At 46.1% G+C, this 21,992-nt stretch carries 22 protein-coding genes and 1 pseudogene; 10 read left to right on the forward strand and 13 right to left on the reverse strand.

Going from position 1 to position 21,992, the window contains the following annotated elements; translation table 11 throughout:
* Positions 1 to 27 precede the first annotated feature (27 nt).
* A complete protein-coding gene (gene rnt / locus OCU60_RS05160; RefSeq protein WP_074375028.1) occupies positions 28 to 690 on the reverse strand; it encodes a ribonuclease T in 663 nt (220 codons plus the stop codon).
* Between the two features lie 284 nt (positions 691 to 974).
* Here rnt and motY point away from each other — a divergent pair.
* Positions 975 to 1,784: pseudogene (gene motY / locus OCU60_RS05165) on the forward strand (flagellar protein MotY); the annotation flags it as partial.
* A 96-nt stretch (positions 1,785 to 1,880) separates the two neighbouring features.
* Here motY and gloA read toward each other — a convergent pair.
* The 12 genes from gloA to budA form a co-directional block, all read right to left on the reverse strand.
* Positions 1,881 to 2,297 (reverse strand): lactoylglutathione lyase, encoded by a 417-nt coding sequence (gloA, locus tag OCU60_RS05170; protein WP_074375020.1) that lies wholly within the window; start codon positions 2,295 to 2,297, stop codon positions 1,881 to 1,883.
* Positions 2,298 to 2,458: 161 nt separating this feature from the next.
* The gene (locus OCU60_RS05175) at positions 2,459 to 3,208 is read right to left on the reverse strand and encodes an FCD domain-containing protein (RefSeq protein WP_074375019.1); all 750 of its coding nucleotides are present in this window, start codon (positions 3,206 to 3,208) and stop codon (positions 2,459 to 2,461) included.
* A 16-nt stretch (positions 3,209 to 3,224) separates the two neighbouring features.
* Positions 3,225 to 3,857: an endonuclease III gene (gene nth / locus OCU60_RS05180; RefSeq protein WP_074375018.1), complete on the reverse strand. Its 633-nt coding sequence runs from the start codon at positions 3,855 to 3,857 to the stop codon at positions 3,225 to 3,227.
* A gap of 66 nt (positions 3,858 to 3,923) precedes the next feature.
* A complete protein-coding gene (locus OCU60_RS05185) occupies positions 3,924 to 4,622 on the reverse strand; it encodes an electron transport complex subunit E (protein ID WP_074375017.1) in 699 nt (232 codons plus the stop codon).
* Complete coding sequence (rsxG, locus tag OCU60_RS05190) at positions 4,619 to 5,254, reverse strand: electron transport complex subunit RsxG (protein ID WP_074375016.1); 636 nt, start codon at positions 5,252 to 5,254, stop codon at positions 4,619 to 4,621. The genes OCU60_RS05185 and rsxG overlap by 4 nt, the downstream gene beginning before the upstream one ends.
* A gap of 7 nt (positions 5,255 to 5,261) precedes the next feature.
* Positions 5,262 to 6,308 (reverse strand): electron transport complex subunit RsxD, encoded by a 1,047-nt coding sequence (gene rsxD, locus OCU60_RS05195; RefSeq protein WP_074375015.1) that lies wholly within the window; start codon positions 6,306 to 6,308, stop codon positions 5,262 to 5,264.
* The gene (rsxC, locus tag OCU60_RS05200) at positions 6,308 to 8,443 is read right to left on the reverse strand and encodes an electron transport complex subunit RsxC (protein WP_074375014.1); all 2,136 of its coding nucleotides are present in this window, start codon (positions 8,441 to 8,443) and stop codon (positions 6,308 to 6,310) included. Before rsxC ends, rsxD begins: the two co-directional genes overlap by 1 nt.
* A gap of 8 nt (positions 8,444 to 8,451) precedes the next feature.
* Complete coding sequence (rsxB, locus tag OCU60_RS05205; RefSeq protein ID WP_074375013.1) at positions 8,452 to 9,054, reverse strand: electron transport complex subunit RsxB; 603 nt, start codon at positions 9,052 to 9,054, stop codon at positions 8,452 to 8,454.
* Positions 9,054 to 9,635 carry an electron transport complex subunit RsxA gene (gene rsxA / locus OCU60_RS05210; protein WP_074375012.1) on the reverse strand — a complete coding sequence of 194 codons (582 nt, stop codon included), beginning with the start codon at positions 9,633 to 9,635 and terminating at the stop codon, positions 9,054 to 9,056. Before rsxA ends, rsxB begins: the two co-directional genes overlap by 1 nt.
* A gap of 350 nt (positions 9,636 to 9,985) precedes the next feature.
* Positions 9,986 to 10,744 carry an SDR family NAD(P)-dependent oxidoreductase gene (locus OCU60_RS05215; protein WP_074375011.1) on the reverse strand — a complete coding sequence of 253 codons (759 nt, stop codon included), beginning with the start codon at positions 10,742 to 10,744 and terminating at the stop codon, positions 9,986 to 9,988.
* The gene (gene alsS / locus OCU60_RS05220) at positions 10,741 to 12,447 is read right to left on the reverse strand and encodes an acetolactate synthase AlsS (RefSeq protein ID WP_074375010.1); all 1,707 of its coding nucleotides are present in this window, start codon (positions 12,445 to 12,447) and stop codon (positions 10,741 to 10,743) included. The genes OCU60_RS05215 and alsS overlap by 4 nt, the downstream gene beginning before the upstream one ends.
* Positions 12,448 to 12,478: 31 nt before the next feature.
* The gene (budA, locus tag OCU60_RS05225; protein WP_074375009.1) at positions 12,479 to 13,264 is read right to left on the reverse strand and encodes an acetolactate decarboxylase; all 786 of its coding nucleotides are present in this window, start codon (positions 13,262 to 13,264) and stop codon (positions 12,479 to 12,481) included.
* Positions 13,265 to 13,361: 97 nt separating this feature from the next.
* On the opposite strand from budA, the gene OCU60_RS05230 reads away from it, so the two are divergent.
* The 9 genes from OCU60_RS05230 (at position 13,362) to OCU60_RS05275 (ending at position 21,942) form a co-directional block, all read left to right on the forward strand.
* Entirely contained in the window at positions 13,362 to 14,243 is an 882-nt protein-coding gene (locus OCU60_RS05230; RefSeq protein ID WP_074375008.1) for a LysR family transcriptional regulator, read from the forward strand.
* A gap of 328 nt (positions 14,244 to 14,571) precedes the next feature.
* The gene (locus tag OCU60_RS05240) at positions 14,572 to 14,754 is read left to right on the forward strand and encodes a triphosphoribosyl-dephospho-CoA synthase (RefSeq protein WP_074375006.1); all 183 of its coding nucleotides are present in this window, start codon (positions 14,572 to 14,574) and stop codon (positions 14,752 to 14,754) included.
* An 80-nt stretch (positions 14,755 to 14,834) separates the two neighbouring features.
* Positions 14,835 to 15,662, forward strand: a complete 828-nt coding sequence (locus OCU60_RS05245; protein WP_074375005.1) for a DUF5718 family protein — start codon at positions 14,835 to 14,837, stop codon at positions 15,660 to 15,662.
* A gap of 264 nt (positions 15,663 to 15,926) precedes the next feature.
* Positions 15,927 to 17,039: a protein kinase family protein gene (locus OCU60_RS05250; RefSeq protein ID WP_074375004.1), complete on the forward strand. Its 1,113-nt coding sequence runs from the start codon at positions 15,927 to 15,929 to the stop codon at positions 17,037 to 17,039.
* A gap of 358 nt (positions 17,040 to 17,397) precedes the next feature.
* Positions 17,398 to 18,510, forward strand: a complete 1,113-nt coding sequence (locus OCU60_RS05255; protein ID WP_074375003.1) for a Gfo/Idh/MocA family protein — start codon at positions 17,398 to 17,400, stop codon at positions 18,508 to 18,510.
* Positions 18,511 to 18,520: 10 nt separating this feature from the next.
* Positions 18,521 to 19,441, forward strand: coding sequence for a sugar phosphate isomerase/epimerase family protein (locus tag OCU60_RS05260; protein WP_074375002.1), 921 nt, complete (start codon positions 18,521 to 18,523; stop codon positions 19,439 to 19,441).
* Between the two features lie 11 nt (positions 19,442 to 19,452).
* A complete protein-coding gene (locus OCU60_RS05265) occupies positions 19,453 to 20,523 on the forward strand; it encodes a Gfo/Idh/MocA family protein (RefSeq protein ID WP_074375001.1) in 1,071 nt (356 codons plus the stop codon).
* 14 nt (positions 20,524 to 20,537) lie between these two features.
* The gene (locus OCU60_RS05270) at positions 20,538 to 21,557 is read left to right on the forward strand and encodes a sugar phosphate isomerase/epimerase family protein (protein ID WP_074375000.1); all 1,020 of its coding nucleotides are present in this window, start codon (positions 20,538 to 20,540) and stop codon (positions 21,555 to 21,557) included.
* A complete protein-coding gene (locus OCU60_RS05275; protein WP_074374999.1) occupies positions 21,550 to 21,942 on the forward strand; it encodes a C-glycoside deglycosidase beta subunit domain-containing protein in 393 nt (130 codons plus the stop codon). The genes OCU60_RS05270 and OCU60_RS05275 overlap by 8 nt, the downstream gene beginning before the upstream one ends.
* Positions 21,943 to 21,992 lie beyond the last annotated feature (50 nt).

The raw sequence follows: 21,992 nt of genomic DNA on the forward strand, positions 1-21,992 counted from the left end.
ACAATTCTCGTGTTGTAGTATTTTGAATTAAGATTCGCTTTCTTCCGATGTGGTATCGGGGAGCGGCCAGCCGCCTAATGCCTGCCATTTATTGACAATCCCACAGAAGAGATCCGCTGTTTTCTGGGTGTCATAAAGGGCTGAATGGGCTTCTTTATTATCAAATGAAATCCCAGCGGTACGGCAGGCTTTTGCGAGCACGGTTTGCCCATAGGCCAGACCGCTTAAAGCCGCGGTATCAAATGTGGCAAAGGGATGAAAAGGAACACGTTTGAGATGACTGCGTTCACTGGCTGCCATGACGAAGCGATGATCGAACGTTGCATTATGAGCAACAATGATCGCCCGGCTGCATTCGGCTTCCTTTTGTTCTTTCCGCACCTGTTTATAGATTTCTTTCAGGGCTTCCATTTCACTGACTGCCCCGCGAAGTGGGCTGAATGGGTCATGAATGCCATTGAATTCCAGTGCTTCTTTTTCCAGATTGGCACCTTCGAATGGTTCGATGTGAAAATGGAGCGTGGTTGCCGGCTGAAGCTGTCCTTCATCATCCATCTTGAGTGTGATTGCACAAATCTCAAGAAGTGCATCTGTTTCCGCATTAAACCCTGCGGTCTCGACATCGATGACAACGGGCAGATATCCCCGAAAGCGATTTTTTAAACGCTGTGTGTTGTTTACTTCCGTCATTTTGACCATAACCTATATATCAGGGCTGGCATTATTGCAGATTATACGCCTGATAAAAACCGCAGATATTGATTAAAATGTTGAGAGTCATGGATTGTCACGCAGATTGGCGAGGTTTTTGCATTTCCTTTCATGTTCCAACATGATGTGGCAAGAGGTTGCCACATCGGTTGTCTGTTTAGGAACCAGATGTTTGAGAGAATAGCATGTCTATAAAGTATGGGTTGATTGCCAGTTTGGGGACGATTTTGAGTCTCTGGGGGAATGTCGGATATGCGATGCAAAAGCATTATGTGGCAACGCCCCAACAGTCAAAATGGGAGATGGTGTCCGATACACCGCTTGAGTGCCGGCTTGTGCATCCGATCCCGTCTTACGGTAATGCTGAGTTTTCTTCTCGGGCAAGTAAAAAGTTGAATCTCGATTTTGAATTGAAGATGCTGCGTCCGATGGGGGAAACCCGCAACGTATCTCTGGTGTCGATGCCACCGGCATGGCGTCCGGGAGACAGAGCGAAATCTATCTCGCATTTGAAATTTTTTAAACAGTTTGACGGTTATATCGGTGGCCAGTTAGCTTGGAATTTACTCAGTGAATTGGAGAAGGGCCGGAATCCGACATTCAGTTATCAGGAGTGGCAAGATCGGGATGATATGATTGAGGTCTCGTTGTCTTCGGTGTTATTCCACAGTAAGTTCAATGACTTTAGTAACTGCCTCAGCCGTTTGCTGCCGTATAGTTTCGAAGATATTTCATTTACGATTTTGCATTATAATCGAGACAGTGTTCAGGTGAATAAAGCGTCACAGAAGCGTTTGGCGCAGATTGCTGAATATATTCGTTATAATCAGGACATCGATCTGATTTTAGTTTCCACCTATACCGATGGTTCCCGCTCAAAGAATGAGAGTCAGAGTCTGTCGGAGAAACGCGCAGAAGTGCTGCGTGACTATTTCAAATCGCTGGGACTGCCGGAGAAGCGGATTCAGGTCGAAGGGTATGGTAAACGTCGGGTGATTGCCAATGACATGACACCGATTGGTAAAGAAAAGAATCGCCGCGTGGTGATTTCGTTAGGCCGGACACAAGTATAATTCATGAGATAAAAGAACAGGCAGCGTAATGAGCTGCCTGTTGTATGATTGACTTGTTCGTCTTGGTGAGGAGAACAATCTTTTCCTGTGAGTGGATTAACCCTGAAGACCAGCGCCCGCCTGTTTATTCTGAATTAATTCCACCATGTAACCATCCGGGTCTTTGATAAAGGCGATATGGGTTGTGCCTCCTTTTACCGGACCCGGTTCGCGAGTGACATCACCGCCTGCATCTTTGATCATCTGACAGGTCTGATAAATATCATCGACACCGATAGCAATATGTCCGTAGGCATTGCCTAAATCATACTGCTCAACGCCCCAGTTGTAAGTCAGTTCAATGACTGCACCTTCTGACTCATCGCTGTAGCCGACAAACGCGAGTGTATATTTGTATTCCGCATTTTCATTTTTACGTAGCAATTTCATTCCCATGATGTCGGTATAAAATTTGATTGAGCGTTCTAAATCTCCGACACGTAACATAGTATGTAAAACTCGATTGTTGGACATTGCTTACTCCTGAAATGACTGGATATTATTTTTTGAGTTGCCCACCTGATAATGAGCAATTGTATCAGTTTAAAGAACCTGACCGATAAGCGCAAATGGCACCCATGTTCCGGTAAAGATGTTTGTGGCGAATTGGGCGTTGAACGGACCAATGCGCTGATTTACCGGAAAAGAAACCCGTCGAATTGCGGATCGTCGGCATCAGACAAATGAAATAAAGTCTGTTTGACATGTTCGAGATGTTGCCACATTGCTTCTCTTGCAGCTTCCGGAGAACGCCTCTGTAGGGCAAACAGGATTTTCTCGTGGTCTTCCAGCCAGGCACTCCGATAATTTTCATTGGTGATACGGACATGAAGCTGACGCCACATCGGGCTTTCATCTCGCCGTTGCCAAAGCTCCCGGACAACATCGTATAGCACACTATTTTGTGAGGCATGAGCAATAGCCAAATGGAATTGTTCATCGCCATCATAATCACCATGACCGGTTTCCAGCTGCTTACGTTCAATAGCCAAGGCTTCGCGCAATGTGGAAAAATCATTTTTAGTCAGATTTGTTGCCGCAAAACTGGCAATCTGGCTTTCAATGATCTGACGGGCTTGTAACAGCTCAAACGGTCCGATATCCGAGCGCGTTTTGGGCATCGATGGCTGAGGATGTGGGGGATCTTGATGAGAGAGAGCAATGACATAAACCCCAGAGCCTTTACGCACTTCCACCAATCCTTGCAGTTCCAGCATGATAATCGCTTCTCTGACGACGGAACGGCTGACCTGCATGGCTTCGGCGATATCTCTTTCCGGAGGTAAGCGTCCACCGATGTCAAATTCTCCGGAAAAGATACGTTGTTGAAGAACCAGACCGATTTCCTGATAAAGTCGTTTCGGGGGGATAACTGAGATATTCATAGCGCCATCTCTTTGGTTATTCGGTTTTTTGTTTATATTCACACAGATCTTCAATAATACAACTGCCACAGCGGGGTTTACGGGCGATGCAAGTGTAGCGGCCGTGCAGAATCAGCCAGTGGTGAACATCGATTTTGAACGCTTTAGGCACCACTTTCAGGAGCTTTTGTTCGACTTCATCGACATTTTTTCCTGAGGCAAATCGAGTTCGGTTGGACACGCGGAAGATATGGGTATCGACAGCAATGGTTGGCCAGCCGAAAGCCGTATTGAGGACGACATTGGCGGTTTTACGTCCGACACCGGGCAGTGATTCCAAAGCCTCCCGGTTTTCCGGGACTTCCCCTTGATACTTTTCAAGTAAAATTCGGCAGGTTTTAATCACGTTTTCAGCTTTAGAATTAAATAAGCCGATGGTTTTGATATAGCTCTTCAACCCATCGACACCCAGCGCCAGAATTGCTTGCGGTGTATTGGCGACCGGATATAACTTATCGGTGGCTTTATTGACGCTGACATCTGTTGCCTGAGCGGAAAGCAGCACTGCAATCAGGAGTTCGAAGGGAGTATCCCAATTGAGTTCAGTTTGTGGTTTGGGATTATTCTCCCGTAATCGTTCGAGAATCTCGATCCGCTTTTGCTTATTCATGACGCTGTTGCTTCCAGTTGAAATGAGTATGACTGAGATGTCACGGTCATCATTCAGTTGTTATCATTATTGAGTCACTTTCGTAACCCGGGCTCTCTCAATTTGTGGTTTGGTTTGTTTGGGCTGCCGAGACGCCAGATATTTATCAATACAGCTTTTGAGGGCAATCAAAAAACCGACACAGATAAATGCACCCGGTGGGAGTAGGGCGAGCAAAAAGCTATTGTCCAGATGTAATACATCGATCCGGAGAACTTTGGCCCATTCCCCCAGTAAAAGGTCTGCACCGTTAAACAGTGTCCCGTTGCCGAGTAACTCTCGGATTGCTCCTAACACAACCAGTACGCAGGTCATGCCCGCTCCCATCCAGAATCCATCTAATGCGGAGGGTAGCACATCATTTTTAGACGCGAATGCTTCAGCGCGACCAATAATAATACAGTTGGTGACGATGAGCGGAATAAAAATCCCTAATGACAAGTACAAGCCAAACGCAAATGCATTCATCAGCAGTTGGACGCAAGTCACCAGTGCTGCGATGATCATCACGAATATGGGAATCCGGACTTCTTTCGGCACATGGTTTCTGACCAGAGAAACGGTAACATTTGAACTGACCAGCACTGCGAGAGTGGCAATTCCCAGCCCCAGCGCGTTGGTGATTGTTGAAGAGACCGCGAGAAGCGGGCACAACCCGAGCAACTGGACTAAGGCAGGGTTATTGTTCCACAAACCATTTTTCATCAAAACTTGTGATTGGCTCATGACTGGCCTCCGTGACAATTGTAAGGTTGACGATAAAGCTGCTCGCGGTTTTGATCAACAAATTGCGTGATTTTCTTGACGGCTTTGACCACAGCTCTTGGTGTGATGGTTGCGCCAGTGAACTGATCGAACTGACCGCCATCTTTACGCACTTTCCACTGCGATTCATTTTCAGCGGTCACTTGTTGACCGGTAAACGACAGGATCCAGTCACTGATACGGCGATCAATTCTATCTCCGAGACCCGGGGTTTCATGATGAACAAGAACGCGTGTCCCAGTGATCACACCTTGATTATTCACCCCGACAATCAGTTTAATCGCACCGTTGTAACCATCAGGAGCAATGGTTTCAATCGCTATCCCCGTCGGCACACCATTTTGTTTGGCGATGTAGGCATGCAGTGTCGGTTGTCCTGTTAAATAGGGAATATCTACGACAGTACACGACCCGGAAAGGACGTTATCGTGAGTTTGGGGGGGAATGACTTGAGCCAAAATGGTGAGCAGTTGTTGTTGCTCCTGTTGCTCTATTTTGTTTTGGGTCAAGTAATGGGTGATCGCTACCACACCTGTGGATACACAGGCAAAAACAGCGAGGATCACTCCGTTTTTTCGTATTGCAGTTAGCATCGTGCCCTCAGTGTCCGTAGGTTCTTGGTTGTGTGTAATAGTCGATCAACGGTACACACATATTGGCGAGAATGACCGCGAAAGCAACTCCGTCAGGGTAGCCCCCCCAGCTGCGAATAATAAAGATCATCACACCGATGAATGCGCCATAGAACAAGCGGCCTTTGACGGTGGTTGACGCCGTCACTGGGTCGGTGGCAATAAAAAATGCGCCGAGCATGGTGGCTCCGGAAAAGAGATGAATCAATGGCGATGTCGTTGTCTCGACACCAAACAGTTGACACAGACTACTGATGACAACCAGTCCGGTGAGATAAGCAACCGGGATATGCCATTGGATCACGCGAACCCGAATCAGTAACAGGCCGCCGAGCAGATAAGCGACGTTGACCCATTCCCAGCCAATCCCGGCAATCGTACCGAATTGCTTATGCGTTAAAACTTCAGCCATTGAATGACCAGTCCGAAACCCATTCTTGATGGCATCGAGCGGGGTTGCCATGGTGACACCATCGACGCTGAGCCGCAGTTGTTGTAGGGAAAGACCGTGGTCATTAAATCCGCTAAAAATAACCGAAAGAGCATCAGATAATGAGGTACTTTCCGCAGACAGTGAGTGTGGGGGAAGCCAACTGGTCATCTGGACAGGGAAAGAGATCAATAACACCACATAGCCAATCATGGCCGGATTAAACGGATTCTGTCCCAGACCGCCATAAAGCTGTTTGGCAATCACAATGGCAAAAATTAAGCCGATGACCATAATCCACCACGGTGCCAAAGGCGGAATTGCAACCGCGAGTAACCAAGCTGTGACCAATGCACTGTAATCCCTGAGAGCGTTGACGGGAGAGCGCTGACGTATTTTCATGATCAGGCTTTCCAGCCCGACTGCGACCATGATACCGAAAATGAGCTGAATGAAAGTGCCCCAACCAAAGAAATAGGTTTGTGCGATGAGTCCGGGAAAAGCCGCGATCGCAACCCACTTCATTAAGTCTGAAGTGCTACGTTTTTGATGCGTGTGTGGAGAACTTGCGATAAAAAATGCCACTACTCTTTTTCCTCCGAATCAGACGCGGATGATGATTGTGATTGTTGTTGTGCCTTTTTGGCTTTGGCTCGCGCAACGGCTGCGGCAACCGCTGCTTTTTTCGGATCCTGCGGCGTTACGGCAGCTTCAGGCTCCGAGTCGGTTGCATCGGATGGTGTTTCATCCGGCACCGGTTGCGCCTGCTGCTGCGCTTTTCTGGCTTTGGCTCGCGCAACGGCTGCGGCAACCGCTGCTTTTTTCGGATCCTGCGGCGTTACGGCAGCTTCAGGCTCTGAGTCGGTTGCATCGGATGGTGTTTCGTCCGGTGCCGGTTGCGTCTGCTGCTGTGCTTTTCTGGCTTTGGCTCGCGCAACGGCCGCGGCAACCGCTGCTTTTTGAGTGCCGTCGCTGTCTTGCTCCGTTGCCACCGAAGTGTCAGGGTTTTGCTCGGCTTCTTTTTCTGCTTGACGTGCTCTGGCTTGACGTTTGCGCGCTTCGCGGAGCTTCATCATTTCACGATTATCTGGTTCATCCGCCCCTGATTGAAGGGCGGCTTCTTGTTTCGCTTTGGCTCGGGCAATTGCTGCTGCAACCGCTGGTTTCGCCTCGGATTTCGCCTGGGTATTTTTAGACTTCACCCGTTCAATCGCAGCCGCGACAGCATCCTGTCCGCCACTTTCTTTCACCATGGCCTGACGACGGTTATCCGCCGCTTTTTTGAAGCGATTTTCTCTTTCTTGTTTCTCCCGTTCCATTCGGGCTTTTTTCTCTTCGAAACGAATTTTGGCTCGTTCAGCCGCTTCGGCTTCTTGTCTCCGTGTTCGGATTTCAGCTTTGGCCTGACGATAATATTGGACGAGTGGTATCTCACTCGGGCAGACATAAGCACATGCGCCACATTCGATGCAGTCTTTTAGGTTGAGTGTTTCGCATTTATCATATTCTTCAGCTTTTGCATGCCACTGTAATTGCTGTGGAAGCAAAGATGCGGGACAAACGTCAGCACACTGACCGCAGCGGATACAGGCTATTTCTTGCTGGTTCGGCGCAATTTCCTTTCGCGTCGGTGCAAGAATACAGTTAGTGGTTTTGGTGATCGGCACATCGGTATGAGGGAGCGTAAAGCCCATCATTGGCCCGCCCATAATCAGGCGAGGTAACCGTTTATCGGGGTGATAATGGTGTGTTTCCAACAGGTGGCGGATCGGGGTGCCTATCAATGCCCAAACGTTACGGGGGTGTTCAAATGCCGCCCCTGTCAGCGTCACGACGCGCTGAATCAGAGGTTCTCCGTGAATAATCGCTCGTTGAATTGCATAGACGGACCCAATATTTTGCACCATCAGCCCGATATCAGCCGGCAGCTTGTCTGCCGGGACTTCAAGATTGGTCAGGATCTTGATGAGCTGTTTTTCTCCCCCGGACGGGTATTTGGTCGGGATGACACGAATGACAATGTTTGTGTCGGTTGCCGCTGTTTCCAGGGCGCGAATTGCTTCCGGTTTATTGTCTTCGACACCAATGATAATGAGTTTGGGCGACAAAATATGGGCGAGGATCGCTATCCCCTGAATAATTTCCCGCGCATAGTGCTGCATCAGCACATCATCTGCGGTGATATAAGGTTCACATTCCGCGGCATTGATGATTAAGATGTCGGTTCGGGCCAGTCCGGAAAGGATTTTTTTAGCGGTAGGAAAACCTGCGCCACCCATACCCGAGATTCCAGCCTGACGAATAATGTCGATTAAGGCTTCCGGCGCGTGTAAATGATAATCAGGGTAGGCGCTATGTTGGTACCATGTTTCTTGACCGTCTGGTTGGATGACGACTGCGAGTTCCGGTAAACCGGAAGGATGAGCGGTTGTCCGCTGCTCGATGGCGGTGACGGTGCCGGATGTCGGAGCGTGCACGGGCAGATGAAACACGGACATCGATTGAGTCAGCGGTTGTCCTTTTAAGACGGTATCACCGACTGATACCAGTAGGTCTCCGGGTTTTCCGATATGCTGCTTCAGGGGAAGCACCAACTCTGCCGGGAGCGTTGCTGGCGCTGGTGGCGTTTGGTTGGATTGATGTTTATTTTCCGGTGGATGGACACCCCCCGGGAAATCCCATAACCGGCCTGATTTAATTTGTTCGATTAATGACAGCATATCAGTCTCTAGTTGTGATTATGGTTAGATAAGGAAGCGTCTTCGGTCGTTTTTGTGTCGGTCACATTGACGACAGGAATTGCATTCATTTGCCATTTCCATGTTTCAGGTGTGGTCTGAACCGGGATCATTTCAATACAATCAGTCGGGCAGGGCGCTACGCAAAGATCGCAGCCAGTACATTCGTCTTTAATCACGGTATGGAGTGCTTTGGTTCCACCAACAATCGCATCCACCGGACAGGCTTGAATACATTTGGTACAGCCGATACACATATCTTCATGAATAAAAGCGACACGCTTGACCGCATCGCTCAAATCATGGGCAGATTCAGGCACATCTACACCCATCAAATCAGCGAGCTTTTCAATCGTCGCCTGACCTCCGGGAGGGCATTTATTGACCTCATCACCGTTGGCGATAGCTTGTGCGTAAGGACGACAGCCCGGATACCCACACTGACCGCACTGGGTTTGCGGTAGAATTGAATCAATTTGATCAACGATCGGATCGCTTTCAACTTTAAAGCGAATCGATGCATAACCAAGAATTGCGCCAAAAATCGCAGCGAGCACAGCCAGTGCAATGATGGCAATAAGAATGACGTTCATTACAGTTTAACCAGTCCAGTAAAGCCCATAAAAGCAAGCGACATCAGTCCTGCGGTAATCATTGCGATGGATGCCCCTTTAAATGGCGTCGGGACATCAGAGACATTGATTCGCTCACGCATTGATGCGAACAGAATCAAGACCAGAGAAAAGCCGACCGCAGCACCGAATCCATAAATGACCGACTCGATAAAGTTGTGATTTTCGTTAATGTTTAGCAGGGCGACGCCCAATACCGCGCAGTTGGTCGTAATTAAAGGTAAAAAGATACCTAACAGACGATAAAGTGTCGGGCTGGTTTTATGCACAACCAACTCTGTAAACTGAACGACCACCGCAATCACCAGAATGAAACTCATCGTGCGTAGGTAGCCGATTCCCAATGGTGTGAGAATGTAACTTTCGACTAAGTAGGAACAAACCGACGCCAGAGTTAACACAAAGGTCGTGGCCAAGCCCATGCCGATTGCCGTTTCCAGTTTTTTGGACACGCCCATAAACGGGCATAAGCCCAAAAATTTAACCAGTACGAAGTTATTTACCAGTACCGTGCCGATGAGCAACAAAAGGTATTCGGTCATAGTTTGCCGCTTGTGATTTTAATGATCCTGTTATTATCCAGTTTTATATACGGAATAACAACCAAGGAAGTCTATGGTTTTTTCGGATGCTGTGTCTTTTGGTTATTGAGTGGCAGATTCAACCGCGGGGTTTGTTTTCGAATCAAGTGTTCACGAGGAGGCTGCATGGTAGGGACAGGACTGTGCGAAGAGCCCGGCGGCGGCGTGGAATATGTTGACCACGTTTAGTCGCACTGGACAAAAAGACTGGAGGCGCAGCGTTATGAGGTGGGGTTCTCTGCCTTCGACGAGGTCGGTAGACGACAGTTCAGTGAGGTGTAATGTCTTTCACTGAACTGTCGGTTTTAGGTTTACACGATTTTGGGCTGGCCGTCAGATGCGGTTGCACCACCGTCTACCGGGAGGTTTACACCATTGATGAAAGAGGCGTCATCGCTCGCGAGAAATGTGACCACAGACGCAATTTCTTCTGGCTCAGCAGCCCGGCCCAACGCAATCCGCTCATTGAATTTATCGCGAATATCCTGTGTCCAGCCGTTGGTCATGTTGGTTTTCACCAGACTAGGACAGACGGCATTGATCCGAACACCATCAGCACCGTGATCCAGTGCCATCGCGCGAGTCAGGTTCACAACTGCCCCTTTGCTGGCACAGTAGAATGCAGCACCCCAGTCACCGCCTAAGCCGGAAACGGAGGCTGTATTAATCATGCAGCCTTTGGTTTTCAGCAGTTCAGGTAGGGCAAATTTGGCGCAATAGACCACACCGTCAATATTGACTGAAGAAATTTTCTTCCAGTCATCGACACTGCCTTCAATGACAGACCCCGGAACATGCACACCGGCATTGTTCACCAGAATATCCAGTTTTCCGAAACGGGCGACCACACCGGCAATCAGTGCTTCCACTTTGTCTGGATCGGAGACATCAATGGTGTGAGCAGAGACACGTTGTTTATCAAAACCTTCAACGGCTTGAGCGAGCTGCTCTTCATTCCAGTCCGCCAGAGCAATGTTAACCCCTTCTGCGTAGAGGCGTTTCGCAATAGCCAGACCAATACCATTGGCAGCTCCGGTGACGAGGGCAACTTTATTGTTTAAGCCTCTCATGCTATTTCTCCTTCCAAATGATGAGTAAAAACAGGATCTTGGTTATTTTCTGTACGCGGCATCATCAGTTTGTAGTTATCGCTGTAATCGACAGGAATGGCTAAGACCGACGGGCCTTCAACGTCCATTGCTTGTTTCAGTGTCGTAACCAGTTCATGTGGGCTGGTTACAGCGAACCCTTTGGCACCGAATGATTCGGCATACGCTTTGAAATCGATCGGGCCGAATTTCACGCCAGAGAAGCGCTGGTATTTTTTCAGTTCCTGCATTTCAACCATATTGTAGGCGTTGTCGACCCACACAATATGAAGAATATTACATTTCAGCCTGACAGCCGTTTCCAGCTCCATGCTTGATTGCATGAAGCCGCCATCGCCTGAAACGGAAACCACTTTACTGCCGGGGTTCAGCAAACTGGCGCCAATCGCCCATGGCAGTGCCACGCCCATGGTTTGTTGTCCGTTGGAGACCAGCATCTGACGAGCGCGGAAACAACTCAGGTATCGGGCAATCCAGATGTGGAAACTGCCCATGTCGAGACAGAGTGTGGTATCGGGCGTAATGATCGATTGCATCGTTTTGATGAGTGTCAGTGGATGAAAACCTTGCTGGTTGTATACAGTTGGATAGGCCTTGATGATCTGGCGTTGCTGAGCCACATCTTCCAATACTGACAGCGCCATCGGAGAGAGGCGGACATAGTCAGAGATACGATTCGCCATCTGATCCAATGACTGGGCGATGTTGCCGACGATTTCCACACATGGTTGGTAGTTGTGCTGATACTCGGCCGGTTCAATGTCAAGGTGAATTACCGGACAGCGTTTACTGTTCCATAACTCGGGATCATATTCTATCGGATTAAAACCAATGGTGAGGATCAGATCTGCATCGCGGAGCAGGATGTCACCGGGCTGATTGTTGAATAAACCGACGCGACCGGCAAAGTGATGATAGTAGTTGATATCAACGGTGCCCGCTGCCTGATAGGTTCCGACGACCGGTAAATACGTTTTTTGCAGAAAACGTGTAATCGAGGCTGCGTTTTCTCTGCGGCTGGCGTGGAGGCCGAGCAAAACGACGCAGCGTTTGGCTTTACCGATTCGGTGAACGGCTTCTTCAATCGCCGTTATATCAGCACAACCGGGTTGAACGTACGCAGCAGGAATTATCGTGTCGGTCTGAGTCTGTTCGGACAAAATATCCTGAGGGAGGCTGAGGAAGCAAGATCCGGGGCGCCCTGACTCGGCAATGCGAAATGCATTGGCGATGATTTCACTGGCAGCGTCAACATGTTGTATTTCAGCACTGAACTTCGTGATCGAACGAAAAATACTGACCGTATCCATACTTTGGTGGGTTTGTTTCTGTTGGTCAGCTCGCTTGACTGCGCCACCAATAGCAATCAGTGGATCGCCTTCTGAATTTGCGGTGGCGACACCGGAGACTAAGTTGCCGCAGCCGGGACCGGAGGTCACCAGAGCCACACCGGCTTTGCCCGTTAGTCGGCCGACGACACCCGCCATAAAGGCAGCGTTGGCTTCGTGACGGACCGGGACCATTTGAATATGGGTGTCTTCGATTGCATCAAACAACCGATCGATTTTGGCTCCGGGTATCCCGAAAATATATTTGATACCGAGGGACTCCAGTTGTTGAGCAATCAACTGAGCTCCGATTTTGGTTGAAGGTTTGGATTGCATGGTTTAGTCCTTATTATTTTGCCTGACATTGTTATTTTTCCGCCTTATCGATGGCGGTACGAATATCTTCCGGAGCCAGATTCGCTTTGAGAAACTCCGTAGAAGCCGGCGTGTCGATCACTAGACGTGACACTTTGCCGATCTGGAGGAATCCGGATGAAATTCTGTAATCTTGAATGTGACCGCCTCCTTGATAGTCATCGGTTATGAAATGTTCGTGATAGCCGGGAACATTGATACCTGTGGTGTATTTGGGGCTGCGAAATCCGGCGATAACGCCTTTTCTTTGTGTGAAACGGAATGTGGGTTGTTCTTTGACGACCTCAAGCATCGGCCGGTAGGGGCGGGTTTGTTTTGGCACTGTACGGGTGCGGACAAAGTCGAAAATGCCATCAATGCGTAATGCACAGAACACATTGTCACTTGGGATCATGTCATCGATCAGTTGATGAACGGCTTCGCGGGACATCCGTGATGTCAGGGGGAGCTCGACACTTGCTTTAAAAAAGGTCATCACGGCAAAAGGGGTCTTTTGCGTCATGTCCGCTGGATTGGCTGAGCCATCAGATTTGAGCTGAAAAACGTTCTTATCAAAAGCAATGAGCTCTCCATCCAGTTGGTTGAATGTTCCCAAACCAAAATCGCCGTGTTCCAGTAACTGTTCCACGGTTGTCGAGCCTTCGTAAACGCCGGCAATCAGGGCGCTCATCAACGAAGTCTGAAAAATTTCACCATCATTGGTCACGTGATGATATTCAGTAAATTCTTTCGCAATATCGAGTGAACAGTCACACTGAGGGGTATAGAATCCGCGCATGAGTTTATCCAGTTGTGCAATCAAGTGTATATTTAGATTGACTTCTTTACCGTACTAAATCCAATATAAAAAAGATTTATTTTGATATGGAAAAGATATGGAATTCCGTTACCTGAAGTATTTCGTCGCTGTTGCCCAGACGCGCCATTTTACAAGAGCGGCTGAGCAACTCGGGATCGCCCAGCCGCCACTCAGTCAGCAGATTAAAAAGCTGGAACATGAACTAGGCGTAGACTTGTTTAAGCGTTTATCCAGAGGGGTCGAGCTGACCAAGGCCGGGGAAGTATTTTATACCGATGCTATGAGTCTTCTTGCTGATGCGGAGCGGGCAATGGCAAAAGTCAGGCAGATTGCCCGTGGTGAAAATACAGAAGTAAAAATTGGCTTCGCAACTTCCACTTCAACCAGCATTCAGGTGCTGGAAAAAATGGGTGCGCTTCAGAATGAGGGGGTCAACCTGAAGACGGCGGAACTGCCGATGTCGGAGTTGGCTGAGCAATTGAAGAACAAACAGCTCGATATTGCGATTATGCGGCTGCCCTGCTACGCCAGTGAATCTTTTGAGCGTCTAACGCTGTTTGATGACCCGTTTGTGGCGGTGATTCCTACGGGCCATCCCTTAGCGCAATTCAAGCGTATCCAGATGAAGCAGCTCCGAGAGCAGCGAATTTTACTGTTTCCGCGTGAAACCGGGCCAGCGTTGTTTGATGGTATGAATACACTGTTCGCCGATGCCGGCATACGGCTTGAGCCACAATTCTCCGCACCGCAGCTACGTACAACGATTGCGATGGCGCAGGCCGGGTTGGGCATTGCGATTGTCCCGTATTCACTGGCCGAGCATTTGGATGATTCCGCTGTTGTGGCAAGTATTGAGGATATACCGTTGATCAGCCGGATCGTGGTCGCTTGGGAAGCATCCAACCTGAATAGGCAAATGCTAAAAGTGGTGGCAAAGATCAGTAAAACAGACGGGTGAATGCAGGAAGCGAGAAAGGTTTGGGACGAATGAGCGTTCGCTGGCTGAGTGTTGGTCTCGCACATTCACCGCACTCCGCAGAGAGCTTATTGGATGTTTTGCGTCCTGTAGGAATCAAAGCCGAGCGCGCGATGTTGGTTGCTACTGGTGGCGTAAACACCCAAGGGCATGATTTTTGGGGTTGGGCTAGTATGTGGTACGATTGGATGGTTAAAAGGTAAGGAAATTGCGGTCGATTCACTACATATTAGCCAAATTATTAAGCGCAGTTGTGCATTAATAGTTTTCCAAGAGCTGATAAATACAGATCCTAAAACGGAAACTCACGGTGAACGACTGTATCGAAGAATTTGGTTTAACTGGTGCAAGAGGTGAGACGGCTTCTGGCTATCAAACCATCATGACATACAGCTTACCAGCAGCGCTGTTTGAAGGTGCGTCCGCAGAGCAAGCGTTGTGGCAAGTGTCACTGACCTTAATGGTGTATAACCAAGATACGCATGTGGCATGACCCGATGGCTGAAGTTGATGATTTGATGAGGTTTCTCATCTCCAATAACGATTAATAATTGATTAGGAACAAGTAAACGTATGAATAATTTTGAAGATGCGGTGATCTTAGGCGTTGCGGGAAACTTCGCTGGCCACTTACAGCAAGCAGGTGAGGCAGATGATTTTGCCCTCTACGGTGATGTGAACGCCAACAAACCCCAAGCATTGTTTCCCATTTATGTGCCTCGTATTGAACATCCGTATTTGTCTGCTTATCCATTAAACGCGAACACGACCAAATTGCCCAATGACATCCTGAACTTACAAATTGAGCCAGAGCTGGCGCTGGTCTGTGATGTTACTTATGAAGATAGTCAAGTCTCGCAGTTAACGCCTACGCATTTTGGCGCATTTAATGATTGTTCGATACGACGTCCGGACGCGAACAAAATCAGTGAAAAGAAAAACTGGGGCGCAGCATCAAAAGGCTTGGCGACTCAACTTATTGCGTTGAAGCAACTCACACCGAATAGTGATATCGACAGATTTAGAATCGCGAGTTTTCACAAGAGAGGGGAGCAACTGTTCGCTTATGGTGAAGATTGTGCGGTACACGAATACTCCTATTTCTATAATGATCTGTTGGAGTGGATTCGTGACCAGATGAACCATCAAGTGGATCGTGGTCCGATGGAAAATATTCACGCACTGCTTAAACAAGCAAACTTTCCTAGTCAGTTAGTGGTAGCCGTGGGAGCAACGCGTTACACCGATTATGGTGAGCAGCACTTTTTGGAAAGAGGTGATGAAAGCATTGTTGTTGTGTATGACAGTAGCCTATACCAACCACACGATGTATTCGGCATGGTACAGAAGGCGCAGTTTGGTACTATTGGTTTATCTTACGTTTGCCAAAAAGTTGTTTAAAAGAGTTGTTTAATCGTTGTAATTACATATCACGTTGATGTGTAATTCCGAACAATTAATATCAATAAACAGTATTATCTCGTCTAGGGCTTGCTGAAAGGCAAGTCTTTTTTTGCACAAAAAAAGACGTCCCAGGACGTCTTTCTTCTTGAATTTAGCTCCTCCCTATATCTAAGCCCTCACTGATCATGATGATGGGTGATGTGTCATCGTTCGTGTTTTTGTAACGTCGTTATTCCAATCAGTGCAACAACGGAAAGTAGAATGATTAAACGTCACGAGAAGCAACAACAATTTGAGGAAAGTGATGCTAATTTGATCGTTGGTAACATTGAAAAATGTCCAATATCACCTCAACAACTAGCGCTAACCACCAGCGATTCACCATACGTCGTTCAAACATTCAACAGTGGTCTGACGGCAGAAGTCTACCGTATCCGTCTTAACGGAAAGGACTACACATTAAAGAAAAAGCGTCCCGTTGCTCGAGTACAAAACCTTGATGGTCAGTTCTCTTTTCTTAATGAAGTGCAACGCCGCTCATATTTTCAACAAATTAAAGATGCGCCTCAAACATCAGACGCATTCAGATGCATCGTTGAGACGATTTACGCAGATTATCGCCTTGGTATTATTTTGTCCGATTGGATTGAGGGAGAACCAGTCACAAAGCTTACGCCATCACTTCTGTCACAGCTTTTTTCTACATTAACTGAATGTGAAAAAGTCGGTTTGTTCGAGTGGGATTTATGCGCCGGTAACCTATTAGTCGATAGCAACCAGAAATTATGGCTATTTGATTTCGGCTATATGTATGAATTTGATCCGCTCACGGAGTTTAACAGTGATGGAACAAACGCGCCTCTGTTCCAATTTTGTGAACGCTTTGAAACCCGTTTCTTCTCTGGTTGGTTACTAGAGCAAGGTTGTTCACACCGCCAGTCCATCGAGGTATTTCGTAACGTCAAACAAGCGGCAGTCAATGTTTTGGCAGAAAAGAAGTCATGGCTTCAACGCCATCGTGCCGATCGTGCTATCTCACATTTTGCAGAGGCATTAAGAGAGCAATATCTAACCGCTCTTGAAAGTGATGCGTCCTTAGAGAACTTATTTACAGTCGAGATGTTCCGCTCACATGTTTTGGATATAGAAGATGACCTCGATGGTAAAAGCTGTACGTCAACCACGATCAAACGAGTCAATACCGTTCTTGAGATGATAGAGAATTTCTATCCGCTACTTCAAGAGCAAGATGCGTTGTTTTTCCATAATGAAGGTAAAAGCAAAGAACAACTGATTAACTCATATCAGAAAAAATTAAGCTTGGTAAAACAATATCAGTTACAGCCGGATGAATGCCCGCGAGATCATGGTTAGCATCAGTCAGGATAAAATATGAAGAGAACACTATCCCTGGATATAACTAGGTTAAGATACAAAAAAAGACGTCCTAGGACGTCTTTTTTCTTGAATTTGGCTCCCTCAGCGGACGCCTAACCCAAACACTTTTGTCACAGTTTGACCTACTTGAGCTAATCAGTCATGTCGTTAATTTTTCTTCAAAGTCATTGCTTGGAAATTAATTGCAGTAAAAATTTTGCATTCATTGGTCGTTTTTTTCTAATTGGCAAAATTCATTGTAAATATCTGCAATGAGATTGAGAGTGCGCCGCTACTATCAACCATAAAATGAATCCAACTTAAGTCAATGAATGATTAATAGAGGGTTCGAAACATGAGTAATAAGTTGAAAGTAGCGATCATTGGTTGTGGTGGTATTGCAAATCAAAAACATCTACCTGCTTTGAAAAATCAATCTGAATTATGCGAAATCGTTGCTTTTTGTGATGTTGTTGAAGAACGTGCTCGTGAGGCGGCAGAACAGTTTGGTGCGGAAGGCGCAGAAGTTTACACCGACTATAAAGAGCTATTAAAAGACACCTCTATTGATGTAGTGCACGTTTGTACTCCAAACGTTTCTCACTGCCCAATCACAGTTGCTGCATTTGAAGCTGATAAGCACGTTTTATGTGAAAAGCCTATGGCAGCGACTACGTCTGATGCTGAAAAAATGATGGCTGCTTGGAAAAAGTCTAGCAAGAAATTCACTATCGGATACCAGAACCGTTTCCGCACCGATGCTCAAGCACTAAAAAAATCTTGTGAAGATGGCGATTTGGGCGAAATTTACTTTGCTAAAGCACATGCTATTCGTCGCCGTGCAGTCCCCACTTGGGGGGTTTTCCCAGATAAAGCGCAGCAAGGTGGTGGTCCGCTTATTGATATCGGTACTCACGCATTAGATATCACTCTTTGGTGTATGGAAAACTACAAGCCTGTATCAGTAATGGGTTCTGTTTTCGAAAAATTAGGTCACCTGCCAGAAGCGGCAGAAGGCAACTTATTTGGTCCTTGGGATCCAAAAGCATACGAAGTTGAAGACTCAGCATTCGGTTTTATCAAAATGGAAAACGGCGCAACTATCTTCCTTGAGTCATCTTGGGCACTGAATGTAAAAGAATCACGTGAAGCTGCTACAACGCTGTGTGGTACTAAATCCGGTGCTGAGATGATCGGTGGTATGAGCCAACAAGGTTACGACCTGATCTTTAATGAAACCACGGGTGGTATTTTGATGGAAAAAAATATCTCCGATTCAGGTGCTATTGCATTCTTCGAAAGCCAAAACGGTGGTTCGGATGCTGACAAAGAGTGTAAACAGTGGCTAGACGCGATTGTTAATGACAAAGATCCATTAGTTAAGCCAGAGCAAGCATTTGTTGTGACTCAAGTTCTTGATGCCATCTACCAGTCTGCCGCTCAAGGTAAAGAAGTTAAGTTAGGTTAAGGAGGAAGCAATGAAATTAGGATTTGTTTCTGCAATCTTAGATCAAAACAATTACGAAGAGATGATCGATATTGCTGCAACATTTGGCTACGAATGTGTCGAAGTTGCATGTTGGCCCGTAGGTAAGTCAGAGCGCCGATATGCTGGTGTAACACATATCGACGTGGAGAAAGTACTGGAAGATGATGCTTATGCATCGACAGTACTGGAGTACGCACAAAGTCGAAATATCGAGATCTCATCTTTAGCTTACTATCCGAATGCATTAGATGCTGATGAAGCTAAACGCACTGCGACGATTGAACATATCGAAAAGCTCATTAAAGCGAGCGCGAAATTGAACATCAATATGGTAACTACGTTTATCGGCCGAGACCAGTATAAAGCGGTCGATGAAAACCTAGAAATTATGGTTGATGTATGGAAACCACTGCTAGAGCTAGCGAAAGCGGAAAACGTAAAGGTCGCGATTGAAAACTGTCCAATGCTGTTTGGCAAAGACCAGTGGCCTGGTGGTCAGAATCTGATGACGACTCCAGACATTTGGCGCAAAGTGTTCGATTTGCTTCCGTACGACAACTTCGGTTTGAATTACGATCCATCACATTTTGTGTGGCAGAGCATTGATTACATCAAGCCAATCTATGAGTTCAAAGACAAGATTTTCCATGTTCATTACAAAGACATTAAAGTGTTTAAAGACAAGCTTGATCGTGTTGGAAGCATGGCTTATCCGCTGGAGTACATGTCACCGAAACTACCTGGTTTAGGTGACGTGGATTGGGGCAAATATGTAAGCGCTCTTACTGATATTGGCTATGAAGGCTTCACTTGTATTGAAGTTGAAGATAAAGCATTCGAAGGCACGACTGAAAAAGTATTGGATAGCTTGAGAATCAGCCGTCTATACATGAAACAGTTTGTAATTTAATAGGGGCAAATATGAAAAATATTAATGTTGCCATCATCGGTTTTGGTTTCATGGGACATGAACATTTATCAATGCTTAAGACAATTGATGGCCTTAATGTAATCGGTATTTCTGATATCGATAAGTCTCAATATGAAGATGTTAAAGCATCCGTTAAATATTACGAATCGAATGAAGTGCTATTCAAAGACCCTGAGGTTGACGTTGTTCTGATTTCAGCAAATAACAATCAACACTTACAGTTAGTAAAAGAAGCAGCAAAAGCCGGCAAAGATATTATTTGTGAAAAGCCTGTCGCGATGACAGTTGTTGAACTTGACGAAATGATAGCAGTAACTAAAGAACATGATGTTCGATTTACTGTTCACCACCAACGTCGTCTTGATAAAGACTACCAAATCACAAAAACAATCTTTGAAGAAGGCTTACTCGGTGATGTCTACCTTCTGAAAAATAGCCTCTACGGCTTCAATGGCAATATGCATGATTGGCATATTTGTCCAAGTGAAGGCGGTGGCATGCTTTATGACTGGGGAGTGCACTTAATCGACCAGATTCTTTGGATGATGCCTGATGCAAAAATCCAATCTGTTTACGCGGATATGCGAAATGTCATTAATGCTGAAGTCGATGATTACTTCAAAATTCTATTGAAATTCGACAACAAAGTTACGGCAGAAATCGAGTTGGGTACATACTTGTTAACGGATAAAAACCACGATAAATGGTTTGAAAGACATTGGTTAATCAGTGGTAACGAAGGTACGGCTTACGTCGATGGCTTCAACCCTCAAGGTAAGATTGTTCGTACGACTCGACTGCTTAAGAACGTTTCGAGTCGCCGAACAATGACAGCCGCTGGACCTACACGATCTTTCGGTCCTCCTGGTGAAGGTGTACTGGTTACTGAGCCGTTACCAGTGGTTGAAACAGAGCATCGCCATTATTTTGAAAACTATGTGCGAGCGTATCATGGTCAGGAAGAGTTCCTTGTTGACGTTTATGAGGCCCGCCGCGTGTTGCATCTAATGGAAATCATCCGTGTTGCAGCATCAACTGGTCATTCACAGCCATTCGAATAAACATAGAGGTTAATATGGGAATTAAAACTGCTGTAAGCCTATATAGCTTACAAGACGAATACATGAATAAAAGAATGTCTTTAGAAGACATGTTTATTTACTTAAATGAAAACAGTGTCGATGGATTTGAAATTATCCCTGACCAAATGTTGCACAACGCGCCATATTTATCTGAAGAAACGCTAGAAAATTGGCACGAACTCGTTAAGAAACATAATGTTAAACCAATTTGTGCAGACGTTTTCTTAAACACAAACTTATACAACAACCGTGAGTTAACAGAAGCGGAATGCGTGAACATTTTAATCGATGAAATTAAAATGGCGCACAAACTAGGAATTAAACTGATTCGCTTAGTTTCGGCGATTCCTGGGTTTGTTATTGAACCTTTATTGCCATATGCAGAAAAATACGATGTTCAACTAGCGTTAGAAATCCACGCAGGTATGAGCTTAGATAGTCCTGCAACGCAAGATTTCATTAAAGAGATGCAACGTGTTGATTCACCATACATAGGTTTGGTTATTGATGCGGGTATTTTCTGTCGCAGAATGCCACGTGTGTTCAATGAATACAATAAACAAGTACTTGGCGTTAACCCTAAGATTGTTGACCAGTTCAACAGCTACTTTGATAAAGGATTAGATGGCCGCCAAGCCTTCGGCGCTAATCATCAAATTAAACCTGAAATTGCAACAATTGCTACTCAGAAAGATATGCCATATATCATGTTGGCTGATGGCTATGAAAACTCACCGTATTCAATTATGGATCAATATTGGAAATACATTAAACACTTCCACTTTAAACTATGGGAGATGGTTGATGGCGAAGAGTACTCAATTGATTACTACGGTCTGTTGAAGTATCTGCATGACAAAGGATTTGATGGTTATGTAGCAACGGAATATGAAGGTAACCGTTGGACACTACCTGGTAACTCTATTCAGGAAAAAGAACAAGTTGCAGCGCACCAGGACATGCTACGTCGCCATATAAACAATATTGAGTCAGGGGATAGCCAAAATGTTTGATAACAATATCTATATCGAAGGAACATGCAAAAACATCTCAAAAGATGGTGAGGTGACTGGTTTCGAACTTCAAACTCATATTCCATATTACCGTGGAATTCCACTATCTATGGTGAATGACGTATTAGTTAAAGCACAAGGTTGTCAGATTGAACGCTCTACAATCCATTGTAGTTTAGACCAAAAACAATGGTTTACGTTAGACGAAATGCCAACAGTTACTACATATAAGTGGGAATACGGCGAGCCATTGTACATCCATGTTGTAAAATCAGGTGGTTTGGAAGTGGGTGAAAATACTGTAGAACTAACAGTCAGTGTTAGAACCGCATACATTCCAGTTCCTTTAGTCGGTGTTAAAGCATTTACACAGGTTATTCGTTAATATTTTTAGCCCTGAAGCTTTACTTTCAGGGCTTTACTAATTTTATGGTA

Origin of the sequence: Vibrio spartinae (assembly GCF_024347135.1) — a bacterium.
Classification (GTDB): domain Bacteria; phylum Pseudomonadota; class Gammaproteobacteria; order Enterobacterales; family Vibrionaceae; genus Vibrio; species Vibrio spartinae.

Bases quoted from the DNA above. Each gene is read 5' to 3' on its own strand.
- OCU60_RS05230 (WP_074375008.1), top strand. From the start codon at position 13,362: ATGGAATTCCGTTACCTGAAGTATTTCGTCGCTGTTGCCCAGACGCGC.
- OCU60_RS05175 (WP_074375019.1), bottom strand. From the start codon at position 3,208: ATGAATATCTCAGTTATCCCCCCGAAACGACTTTATCAGGAAATCGGT.
- rnt (WP_074375028.1), bottom strand. From the start codon at position 690: ATGACGGAAGTAAACAACACACAGCGTTTAAAAAATCGCTTTCGGGGA.
- OCU60_RS05260 (WP_074375002.1), top strand. From the start codon at position 18,521: ATGAAATTAGGATTTGTTTCTGCAATCTTAGATCAAAACAATTACGAA.
- OCU60_RS05245 (WP_074375005.1), top strand. From the start codon at position 14,835: ATGAATAATTTTGAAGATGCGGTGATCTTAGGCGTTGCGGGAAACTTC.
- rsxG (WP_074375016.1), bottom strand. From the start codon at position 5,254: ATGCTAACTGCAATACGAAAAAACGGAGTGATCCTCGCTGTTTTTGCC.
- OCU60_RS05275 (WP_074374999.1), top strand. From the start codon at position 21,550: ATGTTTGATAACAATATCTATATCGAAGGAACATGCAAAAACATCTCA.
- OCU60_RS05265 (WP_074375001.1), top strand. From the start codon at position 19,453: ATGAAAAATATTAATGTTGCCATCATCGGTTTTGGTTTCATGGGACAT.
- OCU60_RS05250 (WP_074375004.1), top strand. From the start codon at position 15,927: ATGATTAAACGTCACGAGAAGCAACAACAATTTGAGGAAAGTGATGCT.
- OCU60_RS05185 (WP_074375017.1), bottom strand. From the start codon at position 4,622: ATGAGCCAATCACAAGTTTTGATGAAAAATGGTTTGTGGAACAATAAC.
- OCU60_RS05255 (WP_074375003.1), top strand. From the start codon at position 17,398: ATGAGTAATAAGTTGAAAGTAGCGATCATTGGTTGTGGTGGTATTGCA.
- rsxC (WP_074375014.1), bottom strand. From the start codon at position 8,443: ATGCTGTCATTAATCGAACAAATTAAATCAGGCCGGTTATGGGATTTC.
- OCU60_RS05215 (WP_074375011.1), bottom strand. From the start codon at position 10,744: ATGAGAGGCTTAAACAATAAAGTTGCCCTCGTCACCGGAGCTGCCAAT.
- alsS (WP_074375010.1), bottom strand. From the start codon at position 12,447: ATGCAATCCAAACCTTCAACCAAAATCGGAGCTCAGTTGATTGCTCAA.
- OCU60_RS05270 (WP_074375000.1), top strand. From the start codon at position 20,538: ATGGGAATTAAAACTGCTGTAAGCCTATATAGCTTACAAGACGAATAC.
- budA (WP_074375009.1), bottom strand. From the start codon at position 13,264: ATGCGCGGATTCTATACCCCTCAGTGTGACTGTTCACTCGATATTGCG.
- gloA (WP_074375020.1), bottom strand. From the start codon at position 2,297: ATGTCCAACAATCGAGTTTTACATACTATGTTACGTGTCGGAGATTTA.
- rsxA (WP_074375012.1), bottom strand. From the start codon at position 9,635: ATGACCGAATACCTTTTGTTGCTCATCGGCACGGTACTGGTAAATAAC.
- rsxB (WP_074375013.1), bottom strand. From the start codon at position 9,054: ATGAACGTCATTCTTATTGCCATCATTGCACTGGCTGTGCTCGCTGCG.
- nth (WP_074375018.1), bottom strand. From the start codon at position 3,857: ATGAATAAGCAAAAGCGGATCGAGATTCTCGAACGATTACGGGAGAAT.